Annotated in this window: 8 protein-coding genes; 7 read left to right on the top strand and 1 reads right to left on the bottom strand. The window is 42.3% G+C overall.

All coding sequences use genetic code 11. The features are described from left to right. Positions 1 to 12: 12 nt before the first annotated feature. The gene (locus tag ABZD21_RS04555) at positions 13 to 1,623 is read left to right on the top strand and encodes a SusD/RagB family nutrient-binding outer membrane lipoprotein (protein WP_372773223.1); all 1,611 of its coding nucleotides are present in this window, start codon (positions 13 to 15) and stop codon (positions 1,621 to 1,623) included. A gap of 425 nt (positions 1,624 to 2,048) precedes the next feature. Here ABZD21_RS04555 and ABZD21_RS04560 read toward each other — a convergent pair whose 3' ends face one another. Next, positions 2,049 to 2,759 carry a hypothetical protein gene (locus ABZD21_RS04560; RefSeq protein WP_372773224.1) on the bottom strand — a complete coding sequence of 237 codons (711 nt, stop codon included), beginning with the start codon at positions 2,757 to 2,759 and terminating at the stop codon, positions 2,049 to 2,051. A gap of 877 nt (positions 2,760 to 3,636) precedes the next feature. Here ABZD21_RS04560 and ABZD21_RS04565 point away from each other — a divergent pair. From ABZD21_RS04565 to ABZD21_RS04590, 6 genes are all read left to right on the top strand, one after another. After that, positions 3,637 to 6,849 (top strand): SusC/RagA family TonB-linked outer membrane protein, encoded by a 3,213-nt coding sequence (locus ABZD21_RS04565; protein ID WP_372773225.1) that lies wholly within the window; start codon positions 3,637 to 3,639, stop codon positions 6,847 to 6,849. Between the two features lie 13 nt (positions 6,850 to 6,862). Continuing rightward, positions 6,863 to 8,347: a SusD/RagB family nutrient-binding outer membrane lipoprotein gene (locus ABZD21_RS04570; protein WP_372773226.1), complete on the top strand. Its 1,485-nt coding sequence runs from the start codon at positions 6,863 to 6,865 to the stop codon at positions 8,345 to 8,347. A 26-nt stretch (positions 8,348 to 8,373) separates the two neighbouring features. Next, a complete protein-coding gene (locus ABZD21_RS04575) occupies positions 8,374 to 9,081 on the top strand; it encodes a BT_2262 family domain-containing protein (protein WP_372773228.1) in 708 nt (235 codons plus the stop codon). Between the two features lie 18 nt (positions 9,082 to 9,099). Beyond that, a complete protein-coding gene (locus ABZD21_RS04580) occupies positions 9,100 to 9,618 on the top strand; it encodes a lipid-binding protein (protein WP_372773229.1) in 519 nt (172 codons plus the stop codon). Between the two features lie 704 nt (positions 9,619 to 10,322). Then, the gene (locus ABZD21_RS04585; protein WP_372773231.1) at positions 10,323 to 13,538 is read left to right on the top strand and encodes a SusC/RagA family TonB-linked outer membrane protein; all 3,216 of its coding nucleotides are present in this window, start codon (positions 10,323 to 10,325) and stop codon (positions 13,536 to 13,538) included. 17 nt (positions 13,539 to 13,555) lie between these two features. Next, positions 13,556 to 15,190, top strand: a complete 1,635-nt coding sequence (locus ABZD21_RS04590; RefSeq protein WP_372773232.1) for a RagB/SusD family nutrient uptake outer membrane protein — start codon at positions 13,556 to 13,558, stop codon at positions 15,188 to 15,190. Positions 15,191 to 15,372: the final 182 nt, after the last annotated feature.

The raw sequence follows: 15,372 nt of genomic DNA on the forward strand, positions 1-15,372 counted from the left end.
GCAGAAGTGAATATGAAAAATATCTTATATAAATTCAGTATCATCTTCCTAATTGGATTGATCGCGAGTTGCGACCTGAACGACAAGCTGGAAGAATTGAACATCGACGAAAAAAACCCGTCGGAGGTTCCGGGAGAACCATTATTTACCAATGGCGTCCGCAATATGTTCGACCTCATGCTTGGAACCAGCGTAAACAGCAATGTATTCAGACTGTATTCTCAGTATTGGGCTCAAACCACCTATCCCGATGAAAGTCAGTACAATCAGGTCACCCGGACAATTCCCGACAACATGTGGCTGATTCTTTATCGCGATGTACTTAAAGACCTCGACGGCGCAAAAACAATCATCTCTGCCGAGGTAACATTGACCGACGAAGCTCTCGCGCTTAAAAACAACAAGTTGGCCTGTATCAAAATTGCTGAGGCTTTCACTTATTCAACTTTGGTTGACATCTTTGGAGACGTGCCATTCACCGATGCTTTGGATGAAGAAAACTCTTCTCCGATGTACGACGATGCCGCTACAATCTACAGCTCAGTTCTGGATTCAATCGACAACGCCATCGCCTTGGTTGATGAAGACTATGAAGGGTTGACAGACTATGATCCGATTTACGAGGGAGACATGTCGTTGTGGTTAAAAGCAGCAAACTCTCTAAAATTAAGAATGGCCATGCGTTTGGCGGACACGAATGCTACAAAAGCCAAAACTACGGCCGAAGCAGCGGCAGCAAACCTAATCGAGTCAAACGACGACAATTTCACGATTACATACACTTCATCGTCTCCAAATACACATCCATTGTATGTTGACCTGGTTGAAAGCGGTCGTAACGACTTCATCCCAGCCAGCACAATTGTTGACGTAATGAACCGTATTGCCGACCCCCGAATGTTTAAATACTTCGAGCTGTATTCTTTTTCATACGACAAAGACGATGACGGAAAATGGCTGGAAACAACACTCGAAGGAACCGGCGGTTTTTACCAGGTATTCCAGGATATGGACGGAAACGACTCAATTGTTTACGCCACATACCCATACGTTGCCGCCGTTGCCGACTCAGTTGAATTTGATTACTTCTACGGTGGTGTTTATGGCTCGGCCAATGCGGCCTCTGGCTTCTCTCAAATTGGCGACATGTTTAAAAATCCGGCACTTCCCGGTACACTCATGTCGTACGCTGAGGTTGAATTTTTGCTGGCAGAAGCCGCAGAGCGTGGCTACAACGTAGGCGGCTCGGCCGAAGAACACTACAATGCAGGTATTGAAGCTTCAATGAACGAATACGGAATTTCAGACGATGAGGCAATTTCAGCTTATCTTGAAAGCGAAGGCGTAGCCTATACAACGGCAACCGGTAACTGGAAACAAAAAATCGGAACGCAGAAATGGCTGGCAATGTACAACATTCCGTTTGAAGGATGGACTGCCTATCGCCTACTCGACTTCACCGACATCTTGTATGCTCCTGAAGATATGACCCTGGAAGATATCCCGACTCGATTCATCTACCCAATTGAAGAAGCAACTCTTAACGGCGCCAGCTACCAAGCGGCGGCGCAAGCAATTGGCGGAGATAAAGCAACAACCAAACTCTTCTGGGATATTCAATAAGCGAATATTCGGTTTTCAATAAAATAGGTAGAGGCCGTCCCGATGGGATGGCCTCTCTTTTTTAGGACGACACACCTTTTTATCGAACCCATCAAATTCACATTTGCTGAACTGGAAAAACTTCGCCTTTTTAATTGAAGTCCGACACCTGCCCTTTGTGCCTGCCTTAGCTTTTAGGTTTAAACAAACCAACAACTCAATTTTGCCAATCCATTTTTAGCCGAAATCACTGCTGCTTTACACCGGGCATTAAGCGAAAAATGGGAAAACGATATGGTCGCCACCACAACTTCTAGAAATACCGCCACTTTGACGGCCGTCCAAAACAACCCCTTTAATCCCATGTTTTCAACTGAAAAACAAACAAAAGGCTGACCGCATAATTGCGACCAGCCCTCTCTAATACGAATTGAGTGTTCGGATTTCTATTTTATCGAATTATAGTAATCCCAAAATTTTATAAGATCGCTTTCTTTGCTGACTTTGATCTTTTCTTTCTTAAAATAGGTTTCAATTTCATCCTGCCTATCAGAAAAAATGCGCAGTAAATCTTCATTCGACTCGACCCGGAAAGCCTCGCCACTTAACTCCTTCTCAACAAAATAGTCTGGCTTCAATAGTTTAAATGATGGCTTTTTAGCAGCCTGATAGCCAGTTGCCTCTTTCCGATCGACAAATTTAACTTTTATCTTTTTGACCAGGAAAGCATCGCCAGTTTGCACAACCTGAAAATAACCAGCAGCATTCGACGCTTTCACAAAAACATCATCACCAACAACCGCATACAACAAAGGGAAATTTTCATTTAACTCTATGTCCAAATCATTTTTCCGGAACTCAAGCGCATCGTTATAAATATTATAGCGGAGCTCCAATCCGGCATACTGGACACTATCCTTAGTGATTACATTCCCTTTTTTAAACTCATTATCCAGATAGGGCGATCCATCTATCTCTGTCAAATCAAACGGCTCCATCATTTTATTCCGGGAAACCTCATTGTAAAAATTTAGCAAATCGCCACTGTACATTCCTAAATTTGACCGAAGATCAACAGCAGCCCTCGACTGAGCGACAGCAATTTGAATACCACCGACAAATAGCACACCTATAAAAACAAAGCACTTTAGTTTCATAACCAATATTTTAAAGTGAATACGTCAGCTTAAAAATACAAAATATGCACGATCACACCCCCTGAACACCGCCCAAACACCAACTATTTAATACCAATTTATCTGAAAACAACATCCGGCATGAAGCTTTTCACATCCCACCGCGAAATTCACTTCTTTATAAGCAATCCGATCAGGAGTAAACCGAGCCTACAAAAGCGAACCAGACAGTGATCAAGATGATAACAAACCGCTATTACTCACCAGGCATCGGTCGACTGAGGCCTCCCATCCATTTTTAGCACCAAGCACGATGCCAATTGCCGTATCATCAGCCTGCAAATCTGAATCAAAACATCAGAGCAACTTCCCGAAACAGGCTGCAAAAAACGAAGAAAACGCTGGTAAACCTACGACGATTTGAGTTTTTACTAGCTTCTATACGGCGAATTAGTCAGAAATACACCCAAAAAAAGACATTTTGCATCGAAAATTAACAAACATTTTACTTACTGTGTGAGTGACACAATAAAATCATAAACAACTGCTAACGACCGTATTCAACAGATAGCAAAAAAACTCTTATTCGCCCTAAAAACTGCAAAAACAGGGGTTTCATGACATCTATCATGTTTCAACATGCAAAAAATCAGGCAGTAATGTGACAAGGTATTCATAAATTTATATTTTTGTAATCGTTGTTCTTTTTTAACATTTGTTAAACATTGCAGTTTCAATATCAACGATTTCTGTAATTGAGCGACATACCCGGAGAAAAGTTGTTTGGGGGAACAACCGGATCCGATCTAAACTTTCTAAAGGGGAAATATTACACATATTTTACTAAACGTATTTCTGAAAAAAGAATCGATGCTGTTTAATTATTAAAATTATTTCTATGAAAAAAATCGCATTATTGCTTGCAATTTTTGCAATTGGTTTGCAGTCTGTTTTGGCCCAAACCAAAGAAATTACAGGTACTGTGACCTCCGCCGACGACGGAGCCACGATCCCTGGCGTTTCTGTATCTGTAAAGGGGACAACCCTTGGTACTATTACCGATATAAACGGTAAGTTTATCTTGAAAACTCCTCAGGATGCCAAAACATTGGTTTTCTCGTTTGTTGGTATGCAAACGTTGGAAGCCGCTATTACCGGCGCGAAGGTGGATGTGAAGATGGAATCGGATGTCGTCGGTATCAACGAGGTGGTTGTTACCGCAATGGGGATTAAACGTTCTGAGAAATCTCTCGGATACGCAGCGACCACCGTTGAAAGCTCTGAATTATTGAAAGCTCGTTCAACCGACGTTACAAACTCGCTTTCCGGAAAAGTTGCCGGTTTGCAAATCCAATCAACGTCATCTGACCCGGGTGCTGCTTCGTCAGTAACTATTCGCGGGTTTGGTTCTATTAATGGTAGCAACCAGCCACTTTACATTGTTGATGGTGTTCCATTACAAAACAACACCTTGAATACATCTGGTCACTCAATCAGTGCTGGCGGTATTTCAAACGTTGCCGCGAATGACATCGAATCGATGACTGTATTGAAAGGAGCCGCTGCGACAGCCTTATATGGTAGCCGTGCTTCGAACGGGGTGATCGTAATCACCACAAAGCAAGGAAGCAAAGGAACAGATCGTAATTTCACGATCCAGTACAATGGCGGTGTTCAATTACGTCAGGTTTCTGTTTTCCCTGAATTTCAAAATGATTTTGGACAAGGTTGGAACGGATCTCAAACATACATTGAGAACGGTTCTTGGGGACCTCGTTTAGATGGATCAACACAAGTTTATGGACCAATCTGGAACAATCAACAGCTTATCCACGAGTATTCTGCTCGCGAAGACAACGTAAAAGATTTCTTTGACATCGGTGTATCAACCAATCACAACATTGCCATGAGTGGTGTTTCTGAAGATACAAAGATGTCGTACTATTTGTCTTTCTCGCACTCTGACGATGATGGTATTATGCCAACTGATGCGGATTCGTACAAAAGAAACACGATCGCTTTCCGTTCATCCTATCAGGCTACTGAATGGCTGAAAGTCTCGTCTTCAATGAACTTCGCAAAATCTGAGACAGACATTGTTGGTTCATATCAGGGAACCTCAGTTGTTGACGGTTTGTACGAAATGCCTAGAGATGTTTCCATTGTTGATATGGAGGATACTTCAAACCCATTCAACACTCCTGAAGCATACTTTACTCCTTACGGTATTACAAACCCATACTGGTCGTTAGAAAACAACTACAACCATTTGGACTCGAAACAAATTTATGGCAAGTTGCAATTGGATATTAATCCAATCAAAGAACTGACTGTTAGTTATCGCTTTGGATTCGACTATACAGACTATGATTCAAAAATTGGTTATCCTCAAATTGAACTTGACGATGCTTTAATCAACGAAGATTATGGTTATGCTCCTAGTAATATGAACCAGGACGGATATGTTTATAGCCGTTACAGACGTTCATATGAGCTCAACCATGACTTCCTGGCCAACTATGACAACAAGTTCGGAGATTTCTCATTCATCGTAAACGCCGGGGTAAACATCAACGAAAGATACTCGACCCTAATGGAAGGCCAAACTGATGTATTGACATTCGAAACCGGATTCTGGGATTTAAGTAACGGAGCAACCAAGTCACTACTTTCAGAAGACCAAAGTAAACGTCGTTTGATTGGTTTGTTTGGTGATGCTACTGTTGGATATAAAGATTTTATCTTCCTGAACGTTACTGCACGTAACGACTGGTCTTCAACCCTACCTATTGGCGACAATAGCTATTTCTACCCAGGTACTACACTTAGCTGGATTTTTACTGAGCTATTACCTAAAAACAACGTATTATCATTCGGTAAACTACGTTTAGCCTATGGTAAAACCGGTAACGATGCAGATCCATACCTAACCAGCTCGAAGTACATTCAGGCATATGCCAACGGATACTATGGTTCGGACATCGCTTCATTCCCTATGAATGGAACCAACTCGTTTATGACTTCAGCAACTGCTGGCAGTATCGACCTGAAACCAGAGATGACATCGGAATCAGAAATTGGTTTGAACTTGCAATTCTATAAAGGACGCTTTGGTATCGATGCTGCCTATTACGATCGTAAAACAGAAGATCAAATCTTCACCCTTCCGGTTGACCCATCAACCGGCTATAGCTACACTGTAACAAACTTCGGTTCGGTACAGAACAAGGGTATTGAGCTTTTAGTAAATACAACTCCAATCAAAACCAAAGAATTCCGTTGGGATTTGGACGTGAACTTTGCGGTGAACCGCAACAAAGTTCTGTCAATGCCTGAAAGCCTTGAAGGTGGCAAAGTAACAATCGATAATTTTGCTGCCGGTAACGACGCTGTATACATGTATGCTGAAGAAGGCAAAGCAATGGGACGTTATTATACTTACCTTCCACAGTACGTAACTGATGAGTCGAGCGAATACTACGGTTACCAAATCGTTGATGAAGCCGGACAACCTGTATTGGGAACCGAAGTTGAAGACACCGGTCTTGACATGAATCACAAATGGACTGGTGGTCTGACAACAACATTCAGCGCATACGGATTCTCTCTTAGTGCATCACTGGATGTTCGTTATGGTGGTACCATGTTCTCACGTACGAAAAACCTGATGCAATTTACGGGTAACGGAATCGTGACCACCTACAACGACCGCAATCCGTTTGTGATCCCTAATTCAATCCAGGTTGTTGATGGTGCTTACGTTGAAAACTCAACGGCTATTAAAACATCAGATGGTAGCTACCAGGACTACTTCGACACTTACGGTTGGGGTAACGGAGGAGAAGCGTACTTGGTTGATCGTACCTTTACAAAACTGCGTAACATCACACTAGCATACTCGTTCCCGAAACAGTGGTTTAACAAACTGGCTTTGAGCGAAGTTTCACTTTCGGCATTCGTTAATAACGCATTTGTTTGGACAGCTAAAGACAACTACTACATCGATCCGGAATCAACAACGAACGGAACTGACCTTGAAGGTAACTTCGGTGAGTTGTATGTCAACCCTGCGAGCCGTATTTATGGGTTCAACCTAAGCATAACATATTAAAATTCAGATATCTATGAAAAATATAATATTTCTATTAGCAATCTTTATACTGGGTCTGACATCTTGCGATAACTACCTGGATATCAACGTAGATCCAAACTCGCCATCGTCAGAGAATGTCACTTCAGACATGATCTTTCCCGGTGTTGAAATGAACTTAGCCTCTAGTTATGGCGACTTTTTGCGAATCACCGGTGGGTATTACTCACAGCACTACGCTCACAGTTTTGGAACAAGTAACTACGTTGACTATTCACAGTTTAAAATGTCGGCTACTCGTTCCAGTGGTACTTATACCCAATTGACAACTCGGGTTTTAAACAATCTGGAGACCGTTCGCCAGCAATCAGAAGAATCGGAAGAATGGGGAACTTATCTGGCTGCCACAACTTTAAGAGTGTTTACTTACCAAACCTTAGTTGATGCATATGGTGAAGTACCATACACTGAAAGTCTTGATTTGGAGAACATTTCTCCTGCCTATGACGAAGGTGAAACAGTTTATAACGGCATCCTTGCCGAACTAGACTTCGCTTTGTCAAAAGCATCCACTTCAAGTGTTGTATGTACAAACTTTTTATTCGCAACTTCAACTGCTGATGAGTGGATTAAATTCGCCAATGCACTAAAGTTGAGAATTTTGATGAGAATAAGCAACGTATCAAACGTTCAATCAGAACTTGCTGCACTTGTTGCGGAAGACAACTTCCCTACCTCTGACGTATCATTCGACGACTGCTGGGCTGACGAAACCGGAAAAGCGAATCCTTTCTATCAAGAAGAGTATGCAACTTATTTTGGCTCTACACAGATCAACATCGTTGCAAATATTGCTTACATGCAAACAATGCTGGAAAGCAATGACCCACGTGTTGCTGCTTTCTTCGAAACCAATGGTAGTGGCGAGTATAAAGGTGGTGTTTCTGGCACTAACTTTAGTACATCATCAACTTATCAGTCATCTTACTTTTGCCGTCCGGTATTTGAATACGATATGCCGGTTTATTTGATTACAGTTTCTGAAGTAGAATTCTTCTTATCGGAGTATCATGCACGCTACGGAACTGCTACCGATGCTGAAGCGCATTACAAAGCAGCCATTGAAGCGTCATTCAGTTCAGCCGGACTTACCGGAGCTGAAGACATTTACACAAGCCAATACCCATGGAACACTGCCAACTACAAAAAAGTTATTGGACTTCAAAAATGGATTGCCTTGGGTGGAACAAACAATTTCGAGGCTTGGTGCGAAATGCGTCGTTTGAAATACCCTGAATTCAGTGACGTTACCGGAGATGACATCTACGACGAAGTAAGCGCAGTTTTCAGTCCTGAATTATATGAAATAGGAACATTGTATACTCCAATCAAGTACAACACGGAGTTAGGCACCGGAAAATTACTGCAACGATTTAAGTATGCAGAAAGTTCTACAAGCAGAAACAGCAATGCGCCAGCAAACAAAGGAGATGCAGTACCAGTATTCTGGGCAGAGTAACGTTATAATTATTAAAATCGAATAAGATGAGAAATAAAATATTATTTTTAATGGTATTCGTGCTTGCCGCCGCAGGGTTTTCAAGTTGTGACGACGAAAGCACTGCCGGATATACACGAATTACATACTACCCTACACTTGAGGTATTGGGAGAATCTGAGTTAATTGTTGCTAAAGGCGAAGCCTATGTTGATGCTGGCGCATATGCAGAACTAAACGGCGAAGATGTTACCAGCCAGGTCATTGTTGAGTCTAATGTAAACACCAGTGTTGGTGGCGTTTATTCTGTTAGCTACAAAATAACAAACGAAGATGGATTCTTCGTAACTGGTTCTCGAACAGTTTACGTAGTTGACCAGACACCTTCTATAATTACATCGGGTTCACACACGATCGCTTCCGGCACACACCGGATTAACTTAAATAGCGATGCAAGAACAGATTTTAGCGGCTATACAATCACGATTCTTCAAGTAGAACCGGGCGTATTCTACATCTCCGACTTCATGGGCGGATATTACGATCAACGCGCTGGCTACGGATCAAATTACGCAATGACTGGTTACTTTCAGTTGAATGCAGACAATACCATCACTCCAACAAGCAGCTATGTTGCCGGCTGGGGAGATTCAATGGATGTAATGACAACCAGCTCTGTTGACCCATCAACAGGTCAGATAAGTTATAGTCTGGAGTATGCCGGATTCTTGGAGTTTAACGTGATCATAAACTAATAAAAAGTTGATATGAATATGAAAAAGATATTTTTATACACCGCAGTGCTGTTTTCTGGTCTCTTCTTTATCACTTCGTGTGAAAAAGACGAAATAGGTGGCGCTGCTACAGAAGCAATGGCTGGTGAATGGTATGTCACCGCTGATGCGATAGATGCTGACGGGAATATTGTGTACGAGGACTTTTTTGGAATCGGACACTTTCACCTGGATACCTATAACACATCTGCAAATAGTACGACAGAAATGTGGATTAACGACAATGGTAATTTTTGGGAATTCAAAAATAAGATCGACATTGACCTTAGCTCAATGACTTTTGAAGCGGTCGATGTTCAAAATGAAGCCTACGATAGCCAATTAACTATTCTGGACGGTAAAATCCTGACTGGTGCTGCAACTACTCCAAGTGGAAGTGTTGCCGACAGTATTGTATTCACTGTATTGTTCAACGATGATACATATCCTACATCGTATGGATTTGACAGATATCGTGTTGCTGGCTTCCGTTATACCGGGCTGACAGCTGACGAATAATCAATTCGATTCATCTTTTGGCCAGCGAAAGACTCAATGGCCTTAAAAGATATCTTTTAGAAGGATGCACCCAACAGGGCTGCATCCTTCTCTTTTTACATCAAACCAACCGTGCGTTCTATAAATTAACGGAAAGCAAAGCCACCGCCAATATTCTTTTCTAAAAGTGAACAATGTGGGTAAAATTGGGGTGAAAGCAACCGCCGGGTTCACCGCTTCAGCAAACCAAATACCTCGAACTCTCAGTAAGTCAACCAAAGCAGACCGCATATTCTCACCCCCTGAGACAGAGAGAATAAACGCCTCGATAATTAAAAATACTCACAGACCGGAAAGCCACCTACATCATACAACATAACTTTTTTTACCGTTCCTGAATCTGCAAAAAATATTGTTGGCGAGAACAGAAAACGCCGCCATACCGCCCTCCAGTGCGCTATTCAATTCGTCTTTCTAGCTCTAAAATGACAGCAAATAATATATTTTACAGTTAAAATTCACTTTTATTATTCAACAATCTGTCTATTTTTGTGTTTTAACCGTTTCAAACATTTTCGTTAAATATTCTAAAGAAGGAGCAAAAAACAACACACCTACCGAAATTCTAGGCCCAGGGCTCTGAACGGCAATAAACACCTGGCTCTACTTTATAACAACCCTAATTCTTATAACTTTTTAATGCTGTTTAATTTAAATTATCTCCTATGAAGAAACTCGCATTGCTTTTTGCAGTTTTTGTCATTGGTTTGCTGGCAGCTACCGCCCAAACCAAGCAAATTACAGGTACCGTTACATCTGCGGATGATGGAAGCACGCTTCCTGGTGTCTCTGTTTCAGTAAAAGGGACCACCATTGGTACCATTACAGACTTTGAAGGTAAATATCTTCTCTCCGTACCACAGAATGCCGTCAATTTGGTTTTCTCGTTTGTGGGTATGCAATCTCTGGAAGCATCAATTACCGGGAATGTTGTAAATGCCCAATTAAGACAAGATGTGGTTGGGGTAGAAGAAGTAATTGTAGTAGCCTACGGTACTGCGAAACGGGAGGCAATTACAGGGTCGATCTCATCTATTGATGCGAAGGATATCGCGTCAAGAAACCTGTCAAGTGCAGCAAGTGTACTGGAAGGATCTGCACCTGGCGTCCAGGTAAACAACACCTACGGAGAGCCGGGAAGTGACCCTTCAATTCGTATCCGTGGTTTTACATCGGTAAACGGATCAAACAGTCCGCTTTATGTTGTTGATGGTGTAGCCTATACCGGAAACATCTCGGATTTGAACCCTCAGGATATTGAATCGATGACTGTATTAAAAGATGCTGCCTCTGCTGCACTATACGGTAACAGGGCTTCGAATGGGGTAATTATTATTACGACCAAAAAAGGGAAAGACGGTAACCTCAACGTGAATGCTTCGGTAAACATTGGAACATTTACCCGTGGGATCAAAGAATTTGAACGCATGGAGGTCGATGAATGGATGGAAACCATGTGGACCGGCTATAAAAACTACAAAGTAGCCAACGGGTCAACTGAAACAGAAGCAGCTGCCTTTTCAACAGCTAACCTAATTTCAGATGTTGTTAAAAGAAATATTTACAACCAGGCTGACGATGCGCTTTACGATGGCGATGGCAAACTGGTAGCTGACGCTCAGACCTTAAGCGGCTATACCGACTTGGACTGGTCGGATTACCTTGAAAGAACCGGTAAACGTGAGGAATATAATCTCAGCGCTGACGCTGCAACCGACAAATACGACTTCTACGCTTCATTAGGCTACCTAAGCGAGGAAGGATACACGATAACTTCGGATTTGGAACGTTTTACTGGCCGACTGAACGCCAATTTCACGCCAAAAACCTGGTTCAAAGCAGGCATTAACTTAAATGCCACAACATCGCAATCAAATTATGCCTCCTCCGCTGAAGGAACTTACTACGTTAACCCATTTAATGCAGCACGCCACATGGCGCCCGTGTATCCGGTTTTCCTTCACAACGACGATGGCAGCTATTTGCTCGACGAATCCGGAGAAAAACAATACGATTTATCCTCATCGTATTTGAGCAGCCGCCACATTGTGTATGAGTTGGAAAACAATCAGGACAAAAAATATCGTTCAAATATTAAAGGACAAGCCTACGCTACAATTTCATTTTTAAACGATTTTGAATTTACCCTGAGAGGAGACAAAAGTGTCTTGAACACGAAACAGAAAAACTATGACAATCCTGAAATAGGAGACGGAGCAGGCAGCGACGGCCGCTTGTATTCGTACTATTATCAATACGACGTTTACACCCTGCAACAACAATTATTCTGGAAAAGGTCTTTCAGAAACCATCATGTAGATGTACTTGCTGCGCATGAAAATTACGACTACAAAAACTCATACAACTATACCGCAATTACAGGGATAAAAGTAGGCGGGATCATCGAAAACAGCAACTTTTCGAGCATGACTAGTACGGAAGGTTATACCAACACCTACAAAACGGAAAGCTACCTGGCTCGTACCCGTTACAACTATGATGGTAAATATTACTTCGATGCGTCAATGCGTCGCGATGGCAGCTCGCGCTTTTCGTCCTTGAGCCGCTGGGGTAATTTCTACAGCGCAGGAGCCAGCTGGAGCATTTCAAAAGAAAACTTTATGAAAGAAGTTGACTTCGTTAACCATTTAAAGCTACGCACTTCGTATGGCGAAGTAGGTAACGATGCCGGAGTTGGCTCAAGCAACTACTACCCGTACATGGCTCTCTATACCATTGAGCAAAACGGCAATGCAGGTGCCTTTTACCGATCAAACCTGGAAAGCGAAGACTTGAAGTGGGAAACATCAACAACTTTAGACATCGCGTTGGAAGGTCGTTTGTTTGATCGCATGAACTTTTCAATTGACTATTTCGACAAACGCTCGAAAGATATGTTATTTGATGTTGTATTGCCTTTATCAAACGGCGCGACAGAAAATTTAGCCAACGGAGCAACTATCTCAAAAAACATCGGAACTTTATCCAACAAAGGATTGGAGCTTGCCTTCGATGTAGACGTGATGAAAACAAAGGACTTACGTTGGAATATTGGCATCGATGCCACCTTCCTGAAAAACGAGTTTATCAAACTCCCGAACCATGATGATATTCTGGATGGAAACTACAAATACTCGGAAGGCAAAAGCATCTACGAGTTCTGGCTATACCAATATGCCGGTACCGACCAAATGAACGGAGACGCCCTGTTTTATATTGATGACGAAAAATACTATGGCAATGATACCGAAGCCGACGAAAGTAAAACAGCAATCGATTCGAAATGGGTAAGAGAGGTAAACGGTGACTATTACACGATTAATACAACCTACGCCAAAAAGGATTGGAGCGGAAGTGCCCTACCTGATGTATACGGTAGTTTCAATACCTTATTGACCTACAAGAACTTCTCCTTCAACGCCCTGCTAACGTATTCTATCGGTGGAAAACTGTACGACAGCTCTTACCGTAGTTTGATGTCTGTTTCTACCAGTAGTGCAAGCGCCATTCATCAGGATTTAGACAAAGCGTGGAGTATCACTCCTGATGGCATCGAACTGTCATCAGACAACCGAATTGACCCGAACGGAACTCCTCGTGTTGACATGTATTATGACACTTATTTCAACGCTGTGAGTGACCGTTGGTTGCATGATGCTTCTTACCTGGTGGTAAAAAACGTCAGCTTAACCTACAATATGCCTAAAAAATACGTCGACAAAATGGATATCAGCGGCTTAAGTTTCCGTTTAGGGGTTGAAAACCTTGCCACCTTTACTGCAAAGCAAGGTTTAAACCCACAGTACAACTTTAGCGGGGGGTCCGACAGAACTTTTGTTACTGCACGAGTATTCTCGTTTGGTGTGGATATCAATTTGTAATTCAAAAAATGAAAGTAATGATGAAAAATTATTTTAAATACATACTTGGACTTCTAACAATTGTGGCTATCGTGCCATCTTGTTCAGAAGATTACCTGGACACTATTCCTTCAGAAAGCGCGAGTGTTGCGACCATATTCTCAACCGTAGAACTCGCTGAAGGTGCAGTTAACGGAATTAATGAACTCATGGTTAAACAATATGATGAAGATTACGGCCAAGGGTTCAACGGAGAAGGGACTATTAAACTGTACTACGGCGAATATCCGGGCAATAACTTTTCAAAACCGTACATGACTGGCTGGGCAACTATATTCAACCAGGAATACCACGAGAATACCTCCAGCAAATACGATAACTATCCTTGGCATTATTATTACCGAATAATCTCCAATGCCAATATCATTATCGAAAATATTGATGCTGCCACCGGATCAGATTCCCGCAAACAATTTGTAAAAGCGCAGGCGTTAACCTTCCGCGCTTATGCATATACTATGCTGATCCAATTGTACGCTGAACGTTGGATGGATAATCAGGGGGAAACTGCGGGGGTAGTTCTTCGCCTATCAAGCTCCAGCGACGATTTACCTTTGTCAACATCGAAAGAAGTATACGCTCAGATTTATCAGGATTTAAATGATGCGATTGAGTTGTACACAGAATCGGGCGAAAGCAGAACCAACGGATACGATCCGGACATTCATGTAGCTTATGCCACCTATGCCCGCGCTGCTTTAAGCCGTCAGGACTACAGCACAGCACTTACCAACGCAAAACTGGCTCGCGAAGATTTCGCTCTAATGAGCAATTCAGACTATGTAAGCAGTGCCTTTGCTGAGCCAACCAGCGAATGGATTTGGTACAGCTTTGGAGCGTCTGATGAAACATTGTACTATTACAGCTATCAGGCCTACTTGTCTTATTCTGCAAACTCGTCAGCAGGTCGCACATATCGCTCCTGCATTAGCAAGGAACTACTGGACAAAATTCCAGATACCGACATGCGTAAAAACTTGTTTATTAATCCGAATATGTGGGCCGATCAGGACACCAGTACTCCTGAGTATGACAATGATTACTTTACACAGGATTGGGATATCACTTCTTCATCAAACGTCAATCAGTCGTACTATATCGTTACAAACACCACATTTTCAAACGAAATTCGGAACTATTTCGCGGCAAAATTACCTTACGAACATTCAGCAAATGGCTATGTAAACCTTTACGAACATTTAAAAATAGGTAGTTTCGATGCGCCCGGAGTCGGCAACACAGTCCACATTCGGGCTTCTGAAATGGTTTTGATAGAAGCTGAATGTTACTACGAACTTGGACAAGAGGGAAATGCTCAGTCAGCTTTAGAAGAACTCAACACCACAAGTGGCCGTGACCCGCAATATTCATGTACAAAAACAGGTAACGAATTGATGGACGAAATCGTCACATACCGTGGGCTGGAACTGTGGGGAGAAGGTTTCGACTGGTTTGACTACAAACGGTGGGGAAAATCAATCGATCGGAAAAGCATCGCCAACGGTGGTAACTTCCACACCAACATGGCTAAAACCATCGCACCCGACGAAATGAACGAGTGGACCTGGATGATCCCATTGGCGGAAAGTGATTACAACTCGTTAGTCGACTAAAATTTAAAGGACAAATAAAAACAAGAGGTTTCCGTTTTTGGGAACCTCTTTTTCTTTCTTTAGGCTATGGATACTTAGCGCCCGCCCTTTCTTCTGAATTTAGACTCCGGTATTAAGACCCAAAAAGATTGTGTCCGCTTTTCTTTAGGCGAAATTCAGCTGTATCAACAAAGAAACCTCAT

Source organism: Mangrovibacterium sp., assembly GCF_041596335.1.
Classification (GTDB): Bacteria; Bacteroidota; Bacteroidia; order Bacteroidales; family Prolixibacteraceae; genus Mangrovibacterium.

Excerpts from the sequence above, each read along its gene's own strand:
- ABZD21_RS04570 (WP_372773226.1), top strand. The coding sequence starts at position 6,863 with ATGAAAAATATAATATTTCTATTAGCAATCTTTATACTGGGTCTGACA.
- ABZD21_RS04580 (WP_372773229.1), top strand. The coding sequence starts at position 9,100 with ATGAAAAAGATATTTTTATACACCGCAGTGCTGTTTTCTGGTCTCTTC.
- ABZD21_RS04575 (WP_372773228.1), top strand. The coding sequence starts at position 8,374 with ATGAGAAATAAAATATTATTTTTAATGGTATTCGTGCTTGCCGCCGCA.
- ABZD21_RS04590 (WP_372773232.1), top strand. The coding sequence starts at position 13,556 with ATGATGAAAAATTATTTTAAATACATACTTGGACTTCTAACAATTGTG.
- ABZD21_RS04565 (WP_372773225.1), top strand. The coding sequence starts at position 3,637 with ATGAAAAAAATCGCATTATTGCTTGCAATTTTTGCAATTGGTTTGCAG.
- ABZD21_RS04555 (WP_372773223.1), top strand. The coding sequence starts at position 13 with ATGAAAAATATCTTATATAAATTCAGTATCATCTTCCTAATTGGATTG.
- ABZD21_RS04585 (WP_372773231.1), top strand. The coding sequence starts at position 10,323 with ATGAAGAAACTCGCATTGCTTTTTGCAGTTTTTGTCATTGGTTTGCTG.
- ABZD21_RS04560 (WP_372773224.1), bottom strand. The coding sequence starts at position 2,759 with ATGAAACTAAAGTGCTTTGTTTTTATAGGTGTGCTATTTGTCGGTGGT.